Below are 17,751 nucleotides of genomic sequence, written 5' to 3'. Positions count from 1 at the left end.
GAATATGGCTATCAATCAATTGAACAAATATGTCTGGCTCGTAGAGACCATTCATCGAGCAAGAAACAGGGGTGGCATTACCCTGAAGGAGATTCAAAGCAGATGGTTGGACTCTGACCTCAGTGAGGGAACGGAACTTTCACGGCGTACCTTCATCAATAATCTCCATGCCATCGAGGAACTGTTTGAGATTAACATCGAATGTAGTAGCGGATTCCGTTATCACATAGAGTATGGCAATTGCTTCGAGGAAGGAAGCACCAGGAACTGGTTACTCAACGCCTTCTCACTCAACGCCATGGTGGGCAACAGTCGCAAACTCAAGGAGAGGGTTCTCCTGGAGGACATGCCATCTGGCAGGAACTTCCTGGAGGATATCATCAAGGCGATGCGCGACAACCACGTTATATTCATCTCTTACTACAGTTACTATAACGAGAAGTATTATGAGTTTGACATCCATCCTTATTTCGTGAAGGCTTTCAAGAAACGTTGGTATGTGGTCGCATATAGTCCTGGCACGAACGATATCCGTTGCTATGCACTTGACCGTATGGAGAATGTCATCATCTCCGAGGAAATGTTCAAGATGCCTAAGGATCTGGAACCAGCTGAATACTTCAAGGATTGCTTTGGAATCATCAACAACAAGGATTCCGAAGTTCAAAAGGTAGTGCTAAAGGTTGATGCCTTCCAGAGTAACTACATACGCAATCTTCCTCTCCATGACTCTCAAAAGGAGACAAAGCGAACTGACGAGTACTCTATCTTTGAGTATCACCTGAAACCAGAGTTTGATTTTGAGCAGGAGATTTTCTCGAACATGGACGCCATGGAAGTGTTGGAACCTCTATGGCTAAGAGATGAAGTGACAGAAAAGTTAAGGAATCTTGCCGAGAAATACAAGATATAAACTTCTTGGTAACTTCCATCATGGAATGTTAAAGCTTGATGAGACTTTCGAATCTTTGGGAGACTTGGACGCTCACCCAATAGAAATCATTTCAGGAATGGCAGATGGAGCAGACACCTTAGGTATCAAATACGCCAAGGAGCATAAGCTTACAATGGTCCTATACCCTGCGAATTGGAAAAGATATCCGAGGATGGCAGGAATTCTTAGGAACATGAACATGCTTGTTACGGCAACACATCTTGTTGCTTTTTGGGATGGCAAATCTCATGGAACCAAGCACATGACAGAAATTGCCAAGGAAAAGGACATACCAGTATGGATATATAAATATTAAAAATTTGGAGAATACATATATAATTAGTAACTTTGCACTCATGAAGAATTTTGCAGCGATAGATTTTGAGACTGCCAACCAGCAACGAACCAGCGTTTGCTCCGTGGGCATTGTGATAGTAAGGGATGATGAGATTGTGGATAGCTACTACAGTCTCATCAAGCCAGAGCCTGAGTATTATTCTTATTGGAATACAAGGGTACATGGACTAACCATGGAGGATACCATGAACGCCGGGGTATTTCCAGAGGTATGGGCTGAGATTCAGCCAAAGATTGAGGGATTGCCATTGGTGGCTCACAACTCTCCCTTTGACGAGGGATGCCTGAAGTCTGTGTTCCAAATGTATCAAATGGACTATCCCGATTATGAGTTCCATTGCACATGCCGAGCCTCCAGAAGAAAGTTGGGATCTCTCCTACCCAACCACCAACTACAAACTGTAGCTGCTTATTGCGGGTACGACCTAACCCAACACCATAATGCCCTGGCTGACGCAGAAGCTTGTGCTTGGATTGCCAGGGAACTACTATAATTCTTACAACTCATTTTAATGTTTTTGTCACAAAATGACAATAGCACTACAAGGGAGTTGCTTTCACGGGTTCATACCGTGAAGCACTCTTTTTGGATTGGTACATAGCATAACAGGAAGTCCCTCATAAAAGTGTGTTAATCTTTCAAAAAGTCCCTCATAAAAATGTGAAATATTTTGCTATCTCGCTAATTTTCAATATATTTTCAGTAAAAAGCAATATATGGAAAGATAATTAACCAATATCACAACTAAAATGTTAATTAGTAATAAAGTTCTTACTAAGAAATTTCTTACTAAGAAGATTATTACTATCTTTGCATTCAATAATAACGAAAAAAGAAACGATTATGATAGAAAATCCATTTGAATTCGGTAGAGCTGTGGAAGATGAATATTTCACCGACCGCATAAACGATGCTAAGCGTTTGGAAGCCAATCTTACACATGGCATCAATACCATCATTATCTCTCCTAGAAGATGGGGAAAGACTTCTCTTGTCAAGAAAGTGATAAGCCAGTCAAAGCGGAAAGATGTTAAGTTCATCTTTATTGATGTATTCTCATGCAAATCCGACTATGAGTTTTGCAAGATGCTGGCAACGGAAACCATCCGTCAGACATCTTCCAGATGGGACGAATGGGTTCAGATGGCAAAAACCTTTCTTTCCAACATTACTCCAAAGTTCTCCTTCGGTACTGATCCTATGAACGACTTTTCCCTGTCTTTTGCCTGGAATCCAAAGGATAACCCTGAAAGGGAAATCTTGCAGCTGCCAGAGAAAATTGCAGAGAAGAAAGGCATTAAAATAGTTGTGTGCTTTGACGAGTTTCAGCAGATAGCTGACTTCAAGGACTCGCTTACCTTCCAGAAGAAACTGAGAACAGTATGGCAGCACCAGAAGTTGACTACTTACTGTATGTTCGGAAGCAAGAAGCATCTGATGACTAAGCTGTTCCACACCACAGAATGTCCATTCTACAAGTTTGGCGACATCATGTTTCTCGACAAGATACCGGAAACAGAGTGGATTCCTTTCATCTGCGAGAAGTTCAAGAATACAGGGAAGCATATAGAAGAGAAACAGGCTCTTAAGATTTGCCAAGTCTCGGAAAACCTGTCTTCGCTCGTCCAACATCTGGCTTGGCTCACCTGGTACAAGGCTAGTCCGGAAGTTACAGATCAGATGATAGATCAAGCTATCGATGAACTTTTGGATCAAAATCGCCTGTTCTATCAGCGTGATATGGAAACCATGACGGTTTACCAGAAGAATTTCCTCATAGCGGTGGCGAATGGCATCAATACCGGACTTTCCCGTAGGGAGGTACTGAATGAGTATCGCCTGGAAAACTCAGCCAACGTGCAGAGTATCAAGAAGGCATTGATTGCTAAAGATTTCATAGATGTGGAAGGAGATACAGTATCTTTCAACGACCCATTCTTCAAACTTTGGATCAGAAGAAACATTGCGCAGCTTTGATGGAATAAGAATACCTTTTCACATACAGAAAGCTTAAACATAGTTAAGACTACGATTTTTCGTATAAAACATTTGGTTACTACGAAAAATAGTAGTATCTTTGCATTGTCTTAAAATAAAACGATATGAAGAAGATTTTAGTAACAGAAAAAGAGGAAGAACTGATAGAAGCTATCAGAAATTTCCGGAAGTCATACCCTAGAGGTAACCCACAGTTATTATGGTACGCTCAGCAGCTGTTTGATGAGATGATTGAGCCACCCGAGTATTACACCTAGTATTAACAACAGTCTTCCCTTCGGGGAGGGCATTAAAAAGCATAAGATTATGGAAGTAACAATGAAGCAGGCTAAGGACAGCACAGTAAAGCAGCGCATACAGGATATCCAGATGACGGTATCATGGCGCGAGATAGCACATACCTATTTCGGGAAATCGGCATCATGGCTTTATCATAAGCTCGATGGTATTGATGGGAATGGTGGTGTAGGTGGTTTCACCGAAGAAGAGAAGGTTATGCTCCGTGGAGCACTTTGCGATGTTTCCAATCGCTTGCGTGCGGCTGCGGACAGGATATAATGAGGCTGGGGTCATCGTTCTCCATAAGACAGAAGTCGCCATAGCCTTGTGGCGCATCAGCCCCGGTGCAGCAGCGCATCGGGGCTTTCGATTTTGTTTCGCTTGCGTCGTTCATCATCGCACTGGCTGTGGGTCCGTTTATTGTAGGATCCTGCAATCCCGTGTTATGGGTGTTCTACCTCGGTTTGTGCACCATGCTCACCCCATTACTGGGTATTCCTATTTATAAGGCAATCTTCAGATAGTCCTTTGCCCTTCATCTGTCTGTTACTATATAACATATTAAAATATTATGGGACTGATAACGTATATACAAGGCTACTCCGCCATTATAGCGGTAGTACTGATGCCTTTCCTGGTTAAGAGCAGGATTCCCGCCTACTGGGTACTTTACCTTCTCTTCTGCACTATTCTTACACCCTTGATAGGGTATCCTCTATATCGGATCTGTATCCTCAAGAGATAGGGTGCAGTCCTTTGCCCTTCGTCTGCCTCTTACTATATTTGCATTGCTAATTAGTAATGTATAAGGGCAAAATTTGCAATAAATCTGCAAATCCCCCCGAAAATCAGTTTGCCTAACCTCATTCCTGTATCTACGAAATTCCACCCGCACAGGGTGAAAATACGATATCAGTGGAATCCGACAACCGCCGGATTCCACTTTTTAATTTAAAAAACCAATTCAAAAGTATTATTTATTAAAAAAGTAACTATCATCGAAGGCTGCTTCGATAAGGCGTTGCTTCACTCGGGCATATTCTGCCGAGTCTTCGATAAAGTACCGAAGAGCTGAAACAATCCTCACATAAACACTGAGCCGATAATCGCCCTTACCCTTTTAGATTGCAAAAATGTTTTCCTTATGCATCCCAGCATAATACATCAGATCAGAACCAGAAACATGATGGTTCTTCATCACTTCACTCAGAACAACACCGAAACGGCTGTTGTCTGCAAGAAAATTAACAATCTTCATTGCTTAATTTTTTTAAATTGTTTGTAATTATTGTATACGAGTTCCCACTACGGGAACTCTTTTTTATTTTCTTTTTAGTATCTTTGCACCATGTAAAACAGATTCAACAATCTGCTTACCTATAAGAAAACGAATAACTGATACATATATTGTATAACAATATAAAATTTTTAGGAGATGATGAACATCAGTACATTCATTAACATGGCCAGCAAGATTCCTTCACCTGGCCAGTTGGAAGGCCTGGTAACCTTCATGAAGGAAGATGAGAAACTCAGGTTTTTCACCGAGTCTTACCGGAAAACGGGTAATAAGTCGTACAAGCACGATGCACCCCTCTTCGCCGTAGCCTGCATCTTCGAAGGCGGAAAAGGCAAGGACAACATCCGGAGCCTCACACATCTGTCACTGGTCGACTTCGACCACATCACAGAAAAACCGGATGACGGCACCCTGCGCTCGCTCAAAGAGAGAATCTGCCACGATGCCCACACCCTGCTCTGCTACGTTACCATGAGCGGCAACGGACTGCGCGTCATCTACCGCTACGAAGGCGATGATTATCCCGCCGCCTTCGCCATGGGAAACGACTACTACGCGCATCTCATCGGCAAGGAAAGCGATCCGCTCTGCAAGAACATCACGAGGCTCAGCGGACTCGCCTACGACCCCGAAGTCTATTTCAATCCTGAAGCCAAAGCCTTCAGCGCCGAGGAAATCAGCCATTTCCATTCCGCTACGCTCAAGACCGCCCAGAAGAAAAAGAAACAGGAACGCATCGCCGACTACTACGAAAACATCATCAAACCCAAGCTGGAAAGCGAACAGGTAAAGTACGAACCCGGCAACCACAACCAGTATGTGATGCGGGTGGGCTACATGATGGCTAAGAAACGGTACGACAGGAAAGAAGCCACCCAGTGGGCTATCAGGCAGTTTCCCGAATACGACGACGTAGAACAGGTGTTCAAGTCGTGCTACGACAACACCACTCACCCACAGAAGATGAAGGCAGAAACCGGAAAGATTCCCTATGCCACCGTAGATGAAATCAAAGACTACCTCGACGGGCATATCAAACTCCGCTTCAACCTCATCACCCTGCGCTACGAGTATCTGAAGGAGAAATGGCGAATCCTCCAGGACCGCAATCTGAATACGCTATGGAGCAACATGTCGCTAACCGCAAGGGTGAGCAAGAGCGACATGATCAATGTCATTGAGAGCGACTATAGCCCGCCCTACAATCCCTTCACCGATTATCTGGAGAATCTACCACCCTGGCAGGAAGGCGACAAGGACTATATAGCCGAACTCGCTGCCACGGTAAAGATGAAGGGAGACCCCGTGATGCCCTTCTGTGAAGCCCTCAGGAAATGGCTCGTGGCGATGATAGCAGGATGGATAGACGAAGGTGCCGTAAACAATGTCATCCTGGTATTCATCGGCAGACAGGGCGCCTACAAGACCACCTGGTTCAACTATCTCCTGCCGCCGGAACTGAAGCAATACTTCTATACGAAGGCGAATGCCAGGCGCATGACGAAGGATGATATCATCGCCCTTTCGCAGTATGCACTCATCTGTTATGAAGAGCTCGACACGATGAGTCCATCGGAACTGAACCAGCTGAAGGCTGTGGTAACGATGCAGTATACCAACGAAAGGGCGGCATACGGCCATTATGCCGAGCAGCGCAAGCATATCAACACCTTCTGCGGCACGGGCAACAATCCCGAGTTTTTGAGCGACCCTACCGGTAACCGTCGCTGGCTGCCCTACGAGATAGAGAGCATCCTCTCGCCCCGTGAGCATCCGTTCAATTACGAAGGCATCTACGCCCAGGCTTACGCCCTCTACAAGAGTGATTTCCGCTATTGGTTCACCGATGAGGAGATAGAAAAGCAGAACCGGCACAACCGCGCTTTTGAGGCGCCCAGACTAGAACAGGAACTTGTGGATCTCTACTTCCGAAAGCCAACGGAGGCGGAGACAGGGGAGTTCGTGTCCATAGCCAGAGCGATGCAGATCATCAGTTGCAACATCTCACAGAAGCTGAACAGTTCGAAACTGGGCAAGGCTTTCAATGATCTCGGATTCGAAAAGATGCGCACCAAGCACAGCCGTGGTTACAGGGCAATCGTCCGTACAGCCGAGGAAATCAAGGCATATCAGGTATCCGTCTGCATCAACCCGCCGCAATGCGATGATGATGCCCCCTTCTAGCCGTTCCCAAGCCATCGGTTCATCCGGTTCAGGGTGACAGGGTGACACGGTGACACGAGTTTTTCAACTTTTCGCCTCGCACGCGGGCAGGCAGGAACTTTCGGCCTGATTTTTCCTGCCTGCCCGCGCGAGAGTAAATCTTCAGAATTCCCTGTCACCCCTGTCACCCTGTCACCCGGAAGCCAGTTACTTCCGAAACGGAAACCAAAGACTTACGGTGCAAAAGTCAGTAGCTTATGGTTCAAAAGTCAGAGACTTACGATGCAAAAGTCAGTAGCTTATGAACCGCAACTCAATCATTAACCCTCATAAAAATCAAACAAAACTATGGATTTAAGAAGTTATACCAAGCAAGAGCTAGCTCTCCTGTATTTTCCCGATGCTACTCCAGCAGTAGCCAGTGCTCACCTGATGCGATGGATCCAGCGCATCCCCGACCTTCTCCAGAAGCTCGCCGCCACCGGTTACGGCAAGAACTGCAAGGAGTTCACCCCGATGCAAGTCTCCTACATCCTCTACTTCCTCGGTGAACCCTAACCCTGTTTTCTACACCAGACGTAAAGAAGAAACGCAACCCCGCTAGGCGTTCCGGCGGATTTGCAATCCGACGTCAAAAAAGGCTCGACCTATTTCCTTGCGGATTTGCAATCCGCCTTAAGCGAGAATGCTGCATCACGATTTTGGCGACTGATTCTTGATGACGGCAGTTTTAGGCTCTTAGCCTTGACTTTTGGATAAAAAGCCATTATTTTAGCCTTGACTTTTGGATAAAATTAACTATTGTTTGCCTTGACTTTTGGATAAAAGTTGTATCTTTGCACTGTAAATCAATAAATTATACAGAATGACATATTACAAGCGAATTATAGATAAAAAACTCCTGGAGTGGAAGGCTTCTCAAAGAAGAAAACCGCTGCTGATACGTGGAGCCAGACAAGTAGGAAAATCTTCTGCTGTGCGCCACTTTGGTAAAGAATTCAAGTACTTTGTAGAGATCAATCTGGAGAGCCAGCCATCCATAAGAGGACTCTTTTCAAAGGATATTGACGTGCATAGAACGTGTGAAAGCATAAGAATTTCTCATGGCACAGGGACTAGATACCACGGTGAGTTACAAGCAGCAGGCTTCACCCTCATCTCCGCTTCCAGAGGCCGTTCATAATAAACTGGTGGACCAGTTGAAGACTTTCTATCTGGTGGGTGGTATGCCTGCCGCAGTTACAGAATGGATAGAGACTAACAGTTACATAGAATGCACTCATGTCCATAATGATATTCTGGATACCTATCAGGATGATTTTGCCAAGTACAAGTCGCGTGTATCTCCGGCTTTATTGAGAAAGGTTTTGCGTTCCGTAGCTTTGCAGGCTGGCAGTAAGTTTGTCTATAGGCAGGTGGCCGATGATGTTCATTCTTCGGTTATCAAAGACGCACTTCATTTATTGACCTTGGCAGGACTCATAAAGCCGGTGACCCATAGTGATGGAAATGGCGTTCCACTTGGAGCTGAAGAGAATGACAGCTACAGGAAATATCTTTTCTTGGATTTGGGACTGATGCAAACCATGTTGGGTACTCCTGCTGCCAATGTACTTTTAGCTTCGGATGTTGATTTCGTCAATAAAGGTGCTGCATCAGAAATGTTTGCTGGTTTGGAACTCGTCAAGAACCATGACTGTTTCCAGAAGGCAGAAATGTATTATTGGCAGAATTTGTCAAGAGGGACCAATGCTGAGATTGATTTTCTGGAAGCCAAGGATGGTATGGTTTTACCGATAGAAGTGAAAGCCACTACCAGGGGCAGCATGCAAAGTTTATGGCTATTCATGAGAAAGAAGGCTCTTCATCATGCTGTTCGTACATCCCTAGAGAATTTCGGAGAGTTTGAGTATGCTGATAAAGAATCCCAGGATGCCATTCGCCATGTAGATGTAATTCCACTCTATGCAATGAGTAATTTGTGCAAACTAAGCGTTGATACGGAGATGAAATAACACCACGAAAATTGGTCAGCAAGTTGCTGACCAAGTGGAAAAAGATATTTTCTCAACTCCTTGGGGGCATCACATGCTGTTGATTGACAAATTCCTAACAGAGCCACAGAAGGCTTTGTTCTATATACACCAAACTGTAGTAAACGGCTGGAGCAGGAATATCCTTCACAATTACATAGACTCGTCTCTGTATGAGCGACAAGGGAAAGCTTTGAGCAATTTTACCCGCACATTACCTGAGGTCGGCAGCGATTTGGCACAAGAAATCACAAGAGACCCATACAACTTTGCTTTCACTGGAATCACCAAACCATATAATGAGCGCATTCTTAAAGATGCTTTGCTCAACAATATCACCAAATTTCTAACAGAACTTGGTACAGGTTTTGCCTACGTAGGCAAGGAATATCGCTTGCAGATTGGAGAGAAAGAGAACTTTATCGACTTGCTCTTTTATAATTTGAACTTGTCATGCTACATAGTTCTGGAAGTCAAGATAGGTTCATTCACCTTTGCTGATGTCGGGCAACTTGGTGGTTATGTAGTAGCTTGTAACCACCTTCTTCGCAAAGAGGGGCGTGACAATCCTACTATAGGTTTACTTATTTGCAAGGAGAAAGACCGTATCCAGGCACAATATGCCCTGGAATCAAGCAGCCAACCCATAGCTATTTCTGAGTACGATCTAGAAAAATTCTATCCTGAAAAATTAGAAGGAACTATGCCGACGATAGAGGAATGGGAAGCTAAGTTGGGGGGTAGCATTGAACACGAATAATATAGAATTATTCAAGTTTCGCAAGTTTTGCCCTACACGCCCTGAAGGCCCAAAAGCTCCCAGAAGCAGCACGCCCCTTACAGGGCGTGTGGGGCTAAACTTGCAAAGCTTGAGTTCTTATAAATTACGAGAACCATGCTGCTCCATAAAGAAACGTTTTTGTTGTTCAATTTCATTGCGCAGTTCTTCTTCTGTTGGCATATAAGTCATATACTTGGCTGCAAACAACTGATTGTTGTCGTGAAGTACAGAATAACGTGCTATCGTATTGTCGGTATCTGTGCAAAGCAGCACTCCAATAGTAGGAGCGTCATCAGCACCTTTGATAAGGTCGTCATACATTCGTACATACATATCAAGTTGACCTATATCTTGGTGTGTGAGTTTATGTGTCTTTAGCTCAAAGATGACAAAACGCTTCATGCGATAGTTGTAGAATACCAAATCAATATAAAAATCGTCCGTATCAGTAACTATGTGCTGTTGACGCTCAACAAAGGCAAAGCCTCGTCCAAGTTCCATGATGAACTTTTCAAGGTTGTCAATTAAAGCTTTTTCAAAATCGCTTTCGTTATAATCAGCATCACGATGAAACCCCATGAACTCTGCCATCATTGGATTTTTGATATATTCCAATGGGTCGGTTGAGTTTTCCATATCTACCGGCAGTGCCGATTTCTCACGTTGCGCAGCTAATCTACGCTCATAGTATTGTGTGGATATGTTACGATCAAGCGCACGAAAACTCCACATGTCTTTATCTGCGGTTTTCAAATACCAAAGCCTGGCATTGGGGTCTGAAACAGAAAGTATGCGGCGTATATGCGACCAACTAAGATTGTGAACACATGTGTTCACAATCTGTATGTCAGGGAAAAGGAGATAGAAACGCTTGTAATAGTCCAAATTGCGTTTATTATAGCTCGCACCATAATCGAGTAGGAGGAAAACGAAGTAGTTATTCTCCTACTTTCGTTTTCCGACCTCTCACACCACCGTACATGCGGTTTCTATTTTGGGTACCTTTCGGGGTATGAACCCGTCAATGTAGCATAGCCGAGCATACCAAAAACGCCCTCCCAACAGCCATCTATGGCAGGGGGAGGGGTGAGACTTCTTTTAATCAGCCCAAATGCTGCCACTTGGATCGCGATAGTTGCTAACAGCATCTTCGTTATAATCCTCTTCCTTTGCTTTCTCTATTACAGAGCCAGCGAGGATAGATGGAGTCTCCATTTGGTAGACATTCATCTCTGGCTTTACATATTCTTTATTTTTCATAATTCTCAGTTTTTTATTTGATGATAACTTTCATTGTCTTGCTGCCACGCTTCACGATGTTGATACCCTTCTGAGGAGCGTTGAGGCGATTGCCCTGCAGGTCGTAGTATGTGGCATTGTCGTCAGCAATAGTGTTGAGGCTGTCGATGGCTGTAGTACCGCCACCGATGGCGATGCTGAACATCTTGGCACCAGCGGCAGTAGCAGTAGAGTTGTCTACCATGTAAGCACGGAACGGCTTGCTGCCAACAGTCTTATTATTGGTATTCTCCAACAGTTTGGCAGGGTTCATCAGCTTGTCGCCCTTCACGATGTAGCAGTTGTTGTCGGCATCCTTGTCGAACACCTTCTTTGTATAGATGCCCTGGAGTTGATAGCTACCGTTTTCTGTCTCTGAGGTATTTACTTCTTTTGCAATCTCCTTGTTGTCAACAGAGAAGTTGAGCTCGGTGGCTCCTTCGTTCATTTTGATGATGACAGGAGTACCTGCTGCGATGCTTGTCGTAATCTCTTCGAGTTCCACAGTATTAGTTCCCTCGTTAGCCGAAAGCAGCTTAAAGGCACGGAAGTCCTTATTTTCGAGCGATACTTCGAAAGGCAGACAGAGAGTAGCCCATGTTGTGCCAGTCTTCATCTCGCGGCTATAAGAGGCGGCTTTAGCTGTGAACGGTTCGTAAACCACGAAGTCCTTGTTGTCGTCAAGAGTAAGATTATCCGCAGTAAGTATGTCTCCTACAGCTCCTATCTTCTCCTCACCATTCTTGCCTACCAGCTTTGTGAAGTAGCCATTCACGTAGTTGGCGTAATCGCTGCTTGTCAAATTTTCGTCATACTTTGGAAGAGCACCCTTGAGCAATTTACAACCATAGAACATTTTATAACCATTATTGAACTCGGCTATTATAAACTTATCGCTGGCGTAGATTGTTGTGAGATCGGAGCAGCCATTGAACATATAGTCCATATTCGTCACTTTCTCTGTGTTGAAATTAGTGAGGTTGAGCGAAGAGAGTTTCTGACAGAAACTGAACATGTTATACATCTCCCTCACTTTCTCTGTGTTGAAATTAGAGAGGTCGAGCGAAGAGAGCTGACAGTCAGAGAACATCCATGACATATCCGTCACATTCGCTGTGTTGAATTTAGAGAGGTCGAGCGAAGAGAGGTTCTGACAGTGAGTGAACATAGCGTACATATTCGTCACTTTCGCTGTGTTGAATTTAGAGAGATCGAGCGAAGAGAGGTTCTGACAGTTGTCGAACATGTATGACATATTCGTCACATTCTCTGTGTTGAATTTAGAGAGATTGAGCGAAGAGAGGTTCTGACAGTTGTCGAACATGCTTGTCATATTCGTCACATTCGCTGTATTCAAATTTTCAATGTTTGAAATTGTTTCCAATGCTGTGCAGTTCTTAAAGAAATCTTTCAACGATGTAGGAGCGTATGTTTTGAAACTCTCATCGAAAACGATATTCTTGATAGTAACATTTCCTAAAGTTGTGCAAATTTCTTTCACATTATTATATTGGTCTACAATGACACTGTTGTTTACTATATCTGATATATTGGCATCAGTAACTTTCTTGAAAGTCAATGTAGTGTTCGTATCATCGTACTGGGCTACATAGTCAGAAATAGTGGTTGCTGTTTTCAGATTGTATATGAATGCGCGGTCAGCACCTTTCTTATACATACGGTCTTTCTTGTAAGACAAATTCAAAGAATGCTTGCCAGCAGATAATAATGCTTTAATCTCTATTTCCTTAATTCCGCTAATCGTCCCATACGTTTTACTATCTAAAGTAATAGTGGCTTTATCATCTTCTTCTGAAGAAACGAGATACTTAAACGTCAATAATATAAGCTTTTCTACTGTGAACGTGACTACAGTCCTTGATGTAGTAGATCCCTGATCATAATTATCCGACATCAATCCTTTGCTTCCTTTTGGAATATCGAAGCCAAGATTTTTCATTCCATCTGCTTCCAAGTTCAGCATCTGCCAAGGATATCTGGCATCATTGTCAGTAATGGTAACATTGGTTATACCATCCAGGTTATCGAACAAAGCACAGCGATGGTTTACTACACCACATACAGTACAGGTGCCTTCGCTATTGTATTTATGACCTTTTGCGGGAATATCAAGACTGGCAGCATCCGTAATCTCAGTAGTAGCATTAGCGTCGCTGAAGAGTTTTTTGCACACACTGCACTGCCAGTATTCTATTTTACCAGTTGCTGTACATGTAGCATCTATCTGCACATGATGGGTGGGTGTGTGCTTCTTTAGCTCATCATTATTATCTACTTTTACTATGGAATGACAAATAGAGCATTCGTGTGTGGTATAGCCATGCTCTACGCAAGTAGCCTCAATGGTTTCGATAGCTTTGCCAAGGGCAGACGAACCATCGGCATTCTTGTGCGAACAGGTTGTTTTGAGCTTGAGTTCAAACTCGCCTACCTGCAAAAAATTTCCTTTATGAATAGCCGTGATTTCCCATTTAAAATATTTATAATAAGTAGAACCTTCGCATTTGAAGTCGTACGAAGCATAGTTCTTATCCTCGAGCTTCTCGTCGTTGCTTACCTCCTGAATGAGTGTCCAATTACTATCTTCGCCTGTATTGTTGCCATAGAGCTTCCATGACAACGGATTGCGACCGTTAAAAACTTGCATTGTCTTCACCCGTTGTGATGGTGTAGCCCACAGGCACTCCTGCCTTGCTGGCTTCGAAGATGACATATGCACTGCCATAAAAATAACAGCCCCACATGGAGAAATTACCTCGTGTCTTTTTGCCATCAAAGAGATTATTGTAAGTCATAGCAATACCGTGGCCCACAGGGTTACCTTCTATGGCTGTAAACTTTACAGACGTGTCGTAATCTGTCTGCGCCACCATACGTGTAGGCACAAACAACAACGTGAGCAACATCAACATGAGCAGAGAGAGTCTGCGGCTCTTGACTGCATTAGTTGAGTAAAGGTCTGTTATGTAAGACCATTGTTTAGAAATTGTAGATTTTTTATTATTCATATCAGTAATTTTTTTTATTATTATTCTACTTTCTTACATATATCCTCTCATAGCCATTATATATACTGTCATTCCCAGGATGATGACGAAAGTCAGTACGAGAAACAGATAGATATAGTATCTCTCCCTCTTGATGAAATCACAGAAGCTGTAGCGAGCCTTGTAGTTTTCATCAAGATATATCCTGTAGTCTTGAACCATGGCATAGCCCATGACTATGGCGAGCAACAGAAGACACAATGCCACTATAAAAATAGCCTGTTCCTCTTTCATGAAAGTCTCTATTATATTTTCCATGGCGCAAAGATAGTGTTTTTCTTCGGAAAAAGGTGTCTACTTCCCCTGTCTATGTGTCTACTTCCTATGTTTTAGGTGTCTACTTCGTAGGAAGTAGACACCCTTTTTAACGATTTATTCCCTTTAGTGATGCGTTTTCCTGGTATTTATCGAAAAATGGTTAGTCCTGCTTTTTATCATCTGCGGCTACATTAGGAGCCATTTTCTCCCGCCATTCGGTAGGAGTACAACCTTCCTTTGTCTTGAAAATGCGGTATAGATAGGTTCGGGCTGAGAAGCCACATTCGGCAGAAACGATGTCATTACTATAGTCTGGGCATTCCAATATCATCTTCTTTGCCGCATTGAAACGTATATCACCGAGCCATATTCTGAATGTGGTTTTCAGATACTGGTCGAAGTATACTGATAACTCATCCTTGGGGATGGAAAGGGTTCGGGAGAGGGTAAGCATGTTTACATTACAGTCCTTATAGCCCGAATTGGCGCACCAGTCATCAAGACTCTTCTGGATGAAATCTCTGTGCTCATCGGAAAGCGGATGTAAAGATTCTGTACTACTGTCAGCGGAGTCATGCTGCTTGGCAGAAGATGCCCCCCCCATACCTGTATCCAGTCCTAGCCAAGTCATTGTATTCCTCTTCCTTGTCCAGGAGTTCTTCGGTAGGGATATAGTTGCTACCGAGAGAGATAAACGTAAGATTGAAGAACAGCAGGGCAAGCAATACAAACGGACCTATGATAAACAGTAAGGTGGTGGAAAAGATAACTACCGGCATGGTGAGAGATGAAAGGAACAGAATGAAGACACTGGCACGTGAATATCTCACGTAGGGCAACATATCGGTAGCTGCCATTGTCTCCAACATCTTCTTGCACCTGATCATCTCGCGCACGATCATGGATATGCTGTAGGCTACACTCATGCAGAACAGGGCAAGCATCATATAAAGTCCTTCCTTGATATAAAGGCTGTGATGGAGACTGATGCCCACCAGGAAGACCAGGAGGGTGGCTGCGTTAATGCTGCCACATACAAGGTTCATCTTCCTGCGGTTGGCACGTGTGGTCTCTATGTTATAGATGGCCATAGCGATGAGCGAGAAGCAGGGGGTATAGATGAGGATGTTGACGACCGCCCCGAGAATGTCGTCGGCAGCACGGAATCCGAAAGCCATCTGTATCACATACTGTATCGCCAGTCCTATCATGGCGAAAACGACCATCCAGCGGGAACGCTCATACCGCTTGTTCACCCATCTTACATACAGATGAGAGAGTGCCACGAAGATGGCATTGATGAGCATGAATATGAAACATGCAAACTGAAGTAGAAATAATGAATCCATACGTTTCTTATCTTATGTTTACTTTCTTTGCTATACATTATTATAATGAATACGCTTGCAAAAGTACGATAATAATTTCAGAAGAAGGTATAAAATCCTCAAAATGTTTGCGAAACATGCAAATAATTGGGTATTTCGCAATATTATCAACTGAACTTTCATAAGTTAGCCCCACACGCCTTAAAAGGGCAAAACTTACGAAACCTTAATTACATCATACATAGACAAGTAAGCGGAAGATGGGGTGATTTGAGGTCACCTCATCCCCCTTTGGCTTTCAATTCTTATCATCGTCAAACGGTAAAGAAGAATCGAATCTATCAAAATCTGAGCTGAATAATTTGTCTTGTATCACACGGTACTTTTCAAACTCTGACTCTGCAAAGTTCTTGGCAAATTCAGCAGAAACCTTTCCTGCATCATGTAATACGGCATCACCGCCAGCTTCAAGAATAATATCAATACGCTTAGCCCAATCTTCCATAGTCATTGGTATATGTCGATTTGCCATACGTTCGGCTAAATCAAGTACTGAATTGACAAGTTTTCCCATATCTTCAAGTTCCACTTGTTTTAGATAGTTTTTGGCGATACTCACATCTGGCTTTACGATTTTACCATCAGGTGCATTCTCCCAAGTGGTCAGTCCCATATGCTCTTTCTCTGCATTGGCTCTTTCCACTATAAGTTCTGCTGCGGTATGCCCATGCACTGCATAATGCATCTTATTCTGAACTTTTTTATAAAACAAACGTGTGGTAGGTGCATCTTTGTTGTAATCAACAGCTGTAGCATATATATCCGTGAGCTTTTGGTAAAATCTTCGTTCACTCAATCTAATCTCACGTATTTCAGCTAACAAATGCTCAAAATAGTCCTCCCCAATGAACGAGCCGTTCTCCATACGCTTCTTGTCAATGATGTAGCCACGCAAAGAGAACTGCCTGATGACATAGGTGCACCATTGGCGGAACTGAGTGGCACGAATGGAGTTGACACGATAGCCCACGGAAATGATTGCATCGAGGTTGTAGAATTTTGTCATGTAATTCTTACCATCTGCGGCAGTTGCCGAGTTTTTCTCGGTAACTGAATCTTCAACAAGTTCTCCACTCTTGAAGATGTTTTTAAGATGCAATCCGATATTATCTGTTGAACAGTCAAAAAGCTGTGCCATAGCCTTTTGAGTTGCCCATACTGTTTCGTCTTTATATAACACTTGTACGCCTTGCTCCTTACCTTCTGCCACGAAAGTCAGGAATTCCGCCGTACTGTTTCGTATTTCAAATTTCTTTGCCATAATTTATCACCTCTCAATGTAATGCGTTATCTCGTTGAAAGCGGATGTATGCAGATTTATTCTTTGAATGTCCATATTATAATGTTTCTTTGTTTTCTTTCTCCTCACTAAATGCCTTAATCTCATCAGCAAGGACTTTCTGTAATTTTTCTTTCGGTACTATCAACTGATAATCCGCCACTCCAATAGGCTTTCCCTATAGCGTGGCTTCATCATTAAATCCCTTGCTCAGCAGTAGCAGATTGTGCGACCACGGCAAAAGTGCTACGGAGCGTAGCACTTTTTCATCATGTCCCGCGTAACGTTCATAAAATTTCTTCATGTTCCAAAGTTGACGTGGTGAAACACCCATCTTCGGGTATCGTTCTTTCAGGTCTGCTGACAATCTTCTTACAACACTGTCACCATACCCGCTTTCAATCTTGCGCTCATGAAGCATTTGACCAATCTCCCAATAAGCGGTAGATACGTAGCCATTGACATGTCGGGCTATTTCTGTCCGTGCATGCTCAATTACTGCGACAGCGTGTCGCAGTATCTCAGCATAATCGCTACTTCCTATTGAGAGTTTGTTGTCTTTATTGTCTGTTGTCATTTTATCAGTCTATTATTTGCCATATGCAGATGCATATTTGATTACAAAGGTAATTAT

The 17,751-nt window shown here is 43.4% G+C and carries 20 protein-coding genes and 2 pseudogenes; 12 read left to right on the top strand and 10 right to left on the bottom strand.

Going from position 1 to position 17,751, the window contains the following annotated elements; genetic code table 11:
* Positions 1 to 4 precede the first annotated feature (4 nt).
* From KUA46_RS02460 to KUA46_RS02435, 6 genes are all read left to right on the top strand, one after another.
* Positions 5 to 913, top strand: a complete 909-nt coding sequence (locus KUA46_RS02460; RefSeq protein ID WP_218487051.1) for a helix-turn-helix transcriptional regulator — start codon at positions 5 to 7, stop codon at positions 911 to 913.
* A 25-nt stretch (positions 914 to 938) separates the two neighbouring features.
* Positions 939 to 1,250, top strand: coding sequence for an SLOG family protein (locus KUA46_RS02455; protein WP_218487052.1), 312 nt, complete (start codon positions 939 to 941; stop codon positions 1,248 to 1,250).
* Between the two features lie 40 nt (positions 1,251 to 1,290).
* The gene (locus tag KUA46_RS02450; RefSeq protein WP_218487053.1) at positions 1,291 to 1,785 is read left to right on the top strand and encodes a 3'-5' exonuclease; all 495 of its coding nucleotides are present in this window, start codon (positions 1,291 to 1,293) and stop codon (positions 1,783 to 1,785) included.
* A gap of 350 nt (positions 1,786 to 2,135) precedes the next feature.
* A complete protein-coding gene (locus KUA46_RS02445; protein WP_256625033.1) occupies positions 2,136 to 3,269 on the top strand; it encodes an AAA family ATPase in 1,134 nt (377 codons plus the stop codon).
* Positions 3,270 to 3,394: 125 nt separating this feature from the next.
* Entirely contained in the window at positions 3,395 to 3,547 is a 153-nt protein-coding gene (locus KUA46_RS02440) for a hypothetical protein (RefSeq protein WP_006846937.1), read from the top strand.
* A gap of 49 nt (positions 3,548 to 3,596) precedes the next feature.
* Positions 3,597 to 3,848 carry a DUF5053 domain-containing protein gene (locus tag KUA46_RS02435; RefSeq protein WP_006846938.1) on the top strand — a complete coding sequence of 84 codons (252 nt, stop codon included), beginning with the start codon at positions 3,597 to 3,599 and terminating at the stop codon, positions 3,846 to 3,848.
* An 841-nt stretch (positions 3,849 to 4,689) separates the two neighbouring features.
* On the opposite strand, the gene KUA46_RS02430 is transcribed toward KUA46_RS02435, so the two are convergent.
* A complete protein-coding gene (locus KUA46_RS02430; protein WP_022120942.1) occupies positions 4,690 to 4,827 on the bottom strand; it encodes a hypothetical protein in 138 nt (45 codons plus the stop codon).
* A gap of 177 nt (positions 4,828 to 5,004) precedes the next feature.
* Here KUA46_RS02430 and KUA46_RS02425 point away from each other — a divergent pair, with 177 nt between their 5' ends.
* The 5 genes and pseudogenes from KUA46_RS02425 to KUA46_RS02405 all read left to right on the top strand — a co-directional run.
* Positions 5,005 to 7,053, top strand: a complete 2,049-nt coding sequence (locus tag KUA46_RS02425; protein WP_218487054.1) for a VapE domain-containing protein — start codon at positions 5,005 to 5,007, stop codon at positions 7,051 to 7,053.
* 327 nt (positions 7,054 to 7,380) lie between these two features.
* A complete protein-coding gene (locus KUA46_RS02420) occupies positions 7,381 to 7,590 on the top strand; it encodes a DUF4248 domain-containing protein (RefSeq protein WP_006846942.1) in 210 nt (69 codons plus the stop codon).
* Positions 7,591 to 7,897: 307 nt separating this feature from the next.
* Positions 7,898 to 8,215: a hypothetical protein gene (locus KUA46_RS02415; RefSeq protein ID WP_228114882.1), complete on the top strand. Its 318-nt coding sequence runs from the start codon at positions 7,898 to 7,900 to the stop codon at positions 8,213 to 8,215.
* A complete protein-coding gene (locus tag KUA46_RS02410; RefSeq protein WP_256625034.1) occupies positions 8,136 to 9,047 on the top strand; it encodes an ATP-binding protein in 912 nt (303 codons plus the stop codon). Before KUA46_RS02415 ends, KUA46_RS02410 begins: the two co-directional genes overlap by 80 nt.
* Positions 9,048 to 9,093: 46 nt before the next feature.
* A pseudogene (locus KUA46_RS02405) lies at positions 9,094 to 9,825 on the top strand (PDDEXK nuclease domain-containing protein); the annotation flags it as partial.
* A 117-nt stretch (positions 9,826 to 9,942) separates the two neighbouring features.
* Here the strand turns inward: KUA46_RS02405 and KUA46_RS02400 are convergent.
* Positions 9,943 to 10,731, bottom strand: coding sequence for a PDDEXK nuclease domain-containing protein (locus KUA46_RS02400; RefSeq protein ID WP_228114884.1), 789 nt, complete (start codon positions 10,729 to 10,731; stop codon positions 9,943 to 9,945).
* On the opposite strand from KUA46_RS02400, the pseudogene KUA46_RS02395 reads away from it, so the two are divergent.
* Positions 10,674 to 10,859, top strand: a pseudogene (locus KUA46_RS02395) (hypothetical protein); the annotation flags it as partial. The gene KUA46_RS02400 and the pseudogene KUA46_RS02395 overlap by 58 nt on opposite strands.
* 85 nt (positions 10,860 to 10,944) lie before the next feature.
* Here KUA46_RS02395 and KUA46_RS02390 read toward each other — a convergent pair.
* From KUA46_RS02390 to KUA46_RS02355, 8 genes are all read right to left on the bottom strand, one after another.
* Entirely contained in the window at positions 10,945 to 11,106 is a 162-nt protein-coding gene (locus KUA46_RS02390) for a hypothetical protein (RefSeq protein ID WP_153137438.1), read from the bottom strand.
* 13 nt (positions 11,107 to 11,119) lie between these two features.
* A complete protein-coding gene (locus KUA46_RS02385; protein WP_218487055.1) occupies positions 11,120 to 13,792 on the bottom strand; it encodes a BspA family leucine-rich repeat surface protein in 2,673 nt (890 codons plus the stop codon).
* Complete coding sequence (locus KUA46_RS02380; RefSeq protein WP_218487056.1) at positions 13,779 to 14,153, bottom strand: hypothetical protein; 375 nt, start codon at positions 14,151 to 14,153, stop codon at positions 13,779 to 13,781. Before KUA46_RS02380 ends, KUA46_RS02385 begins: the two co-directional genes overlap by 14 nt.
* A gap of 33 nt (positions 14,154 to 14,186) precedes the next feature.
* Positions 14,187 to 14,450: a hypothetical protein gene (locus tag KUA46_RS02375; protein ID WP_119236241.1), complete on the bottom strand. Its 264-nt coding sequence runs from the start codon at positions 14,448 to 14,450 to the stop codon at positions 14,187 to 14,189.
* Between the two features lie 160 nt (positions 14,451 to 14,610).
* Complete coding sequence (locus KUA46_RS02370; RefSeq protein WP_144150589.1) at positions 14,611 to 15,081, bottom strand: helix-turn-helix domain-containing protein; 471 nt, start codon at positions 15,079 to 15,081, stop codon at positions 14,611 to 14,613.
* Entirely contained in the window at positions 15,023 to 15,799 is a 777-nt protein-coding gene (locus KUA46_RS02365) for a hypothetical protein (RefSeq protein ID WP_218487057.1), read from the bottom strand. The genes KUA46_RS02370 and KUA46_RS02365 overlap by 59 nt, the downstream gene beginning before the upstream one ends.
* A gap of 277 nt (positions 15,800 to 16,076) precedes the next feature.
* Positions 16,077 to 17,099, bottom strand: a complete 1,023-nt coding sequence (locus KUA46_RS02360) for a virulence RhuM family protein (protein WP_218487058.1) — start codon at positions 17,097 to 17,099, stop codon at positions 16,077 to 16,079.
* 196 nt (positions 17,100 to 17,295) lie between these two features.
* Positions 17,296 to 17,694, bottom strand: a complete 399-nt coding sequence (locus tag KUA46_RS02355; protein ID WP_200757501.1) for a DUF1016 N-terminal domain-containing protein — start codon at positions 17,692 to 17,694, stop codon at positions 17,296 to 17,298.
* Positions 17,695 to 17,751 lie beyond the last annotated feature (57 nt).

Origin of the sequence: Segatella copri, assembly GCF_019249765.2 — a bacterium.
Lineage (GTDB): Bacteria > Bacteroidota > Bacteroidia > Bacteroidales > Bacteroidaceae > Prevotella > Prevotella copri_K.
The sequence above is the reverse complement of the archived record's forward strand: the minus strand, read 5'-3'. Positions and strand labels throughout refer to the sequence as shown.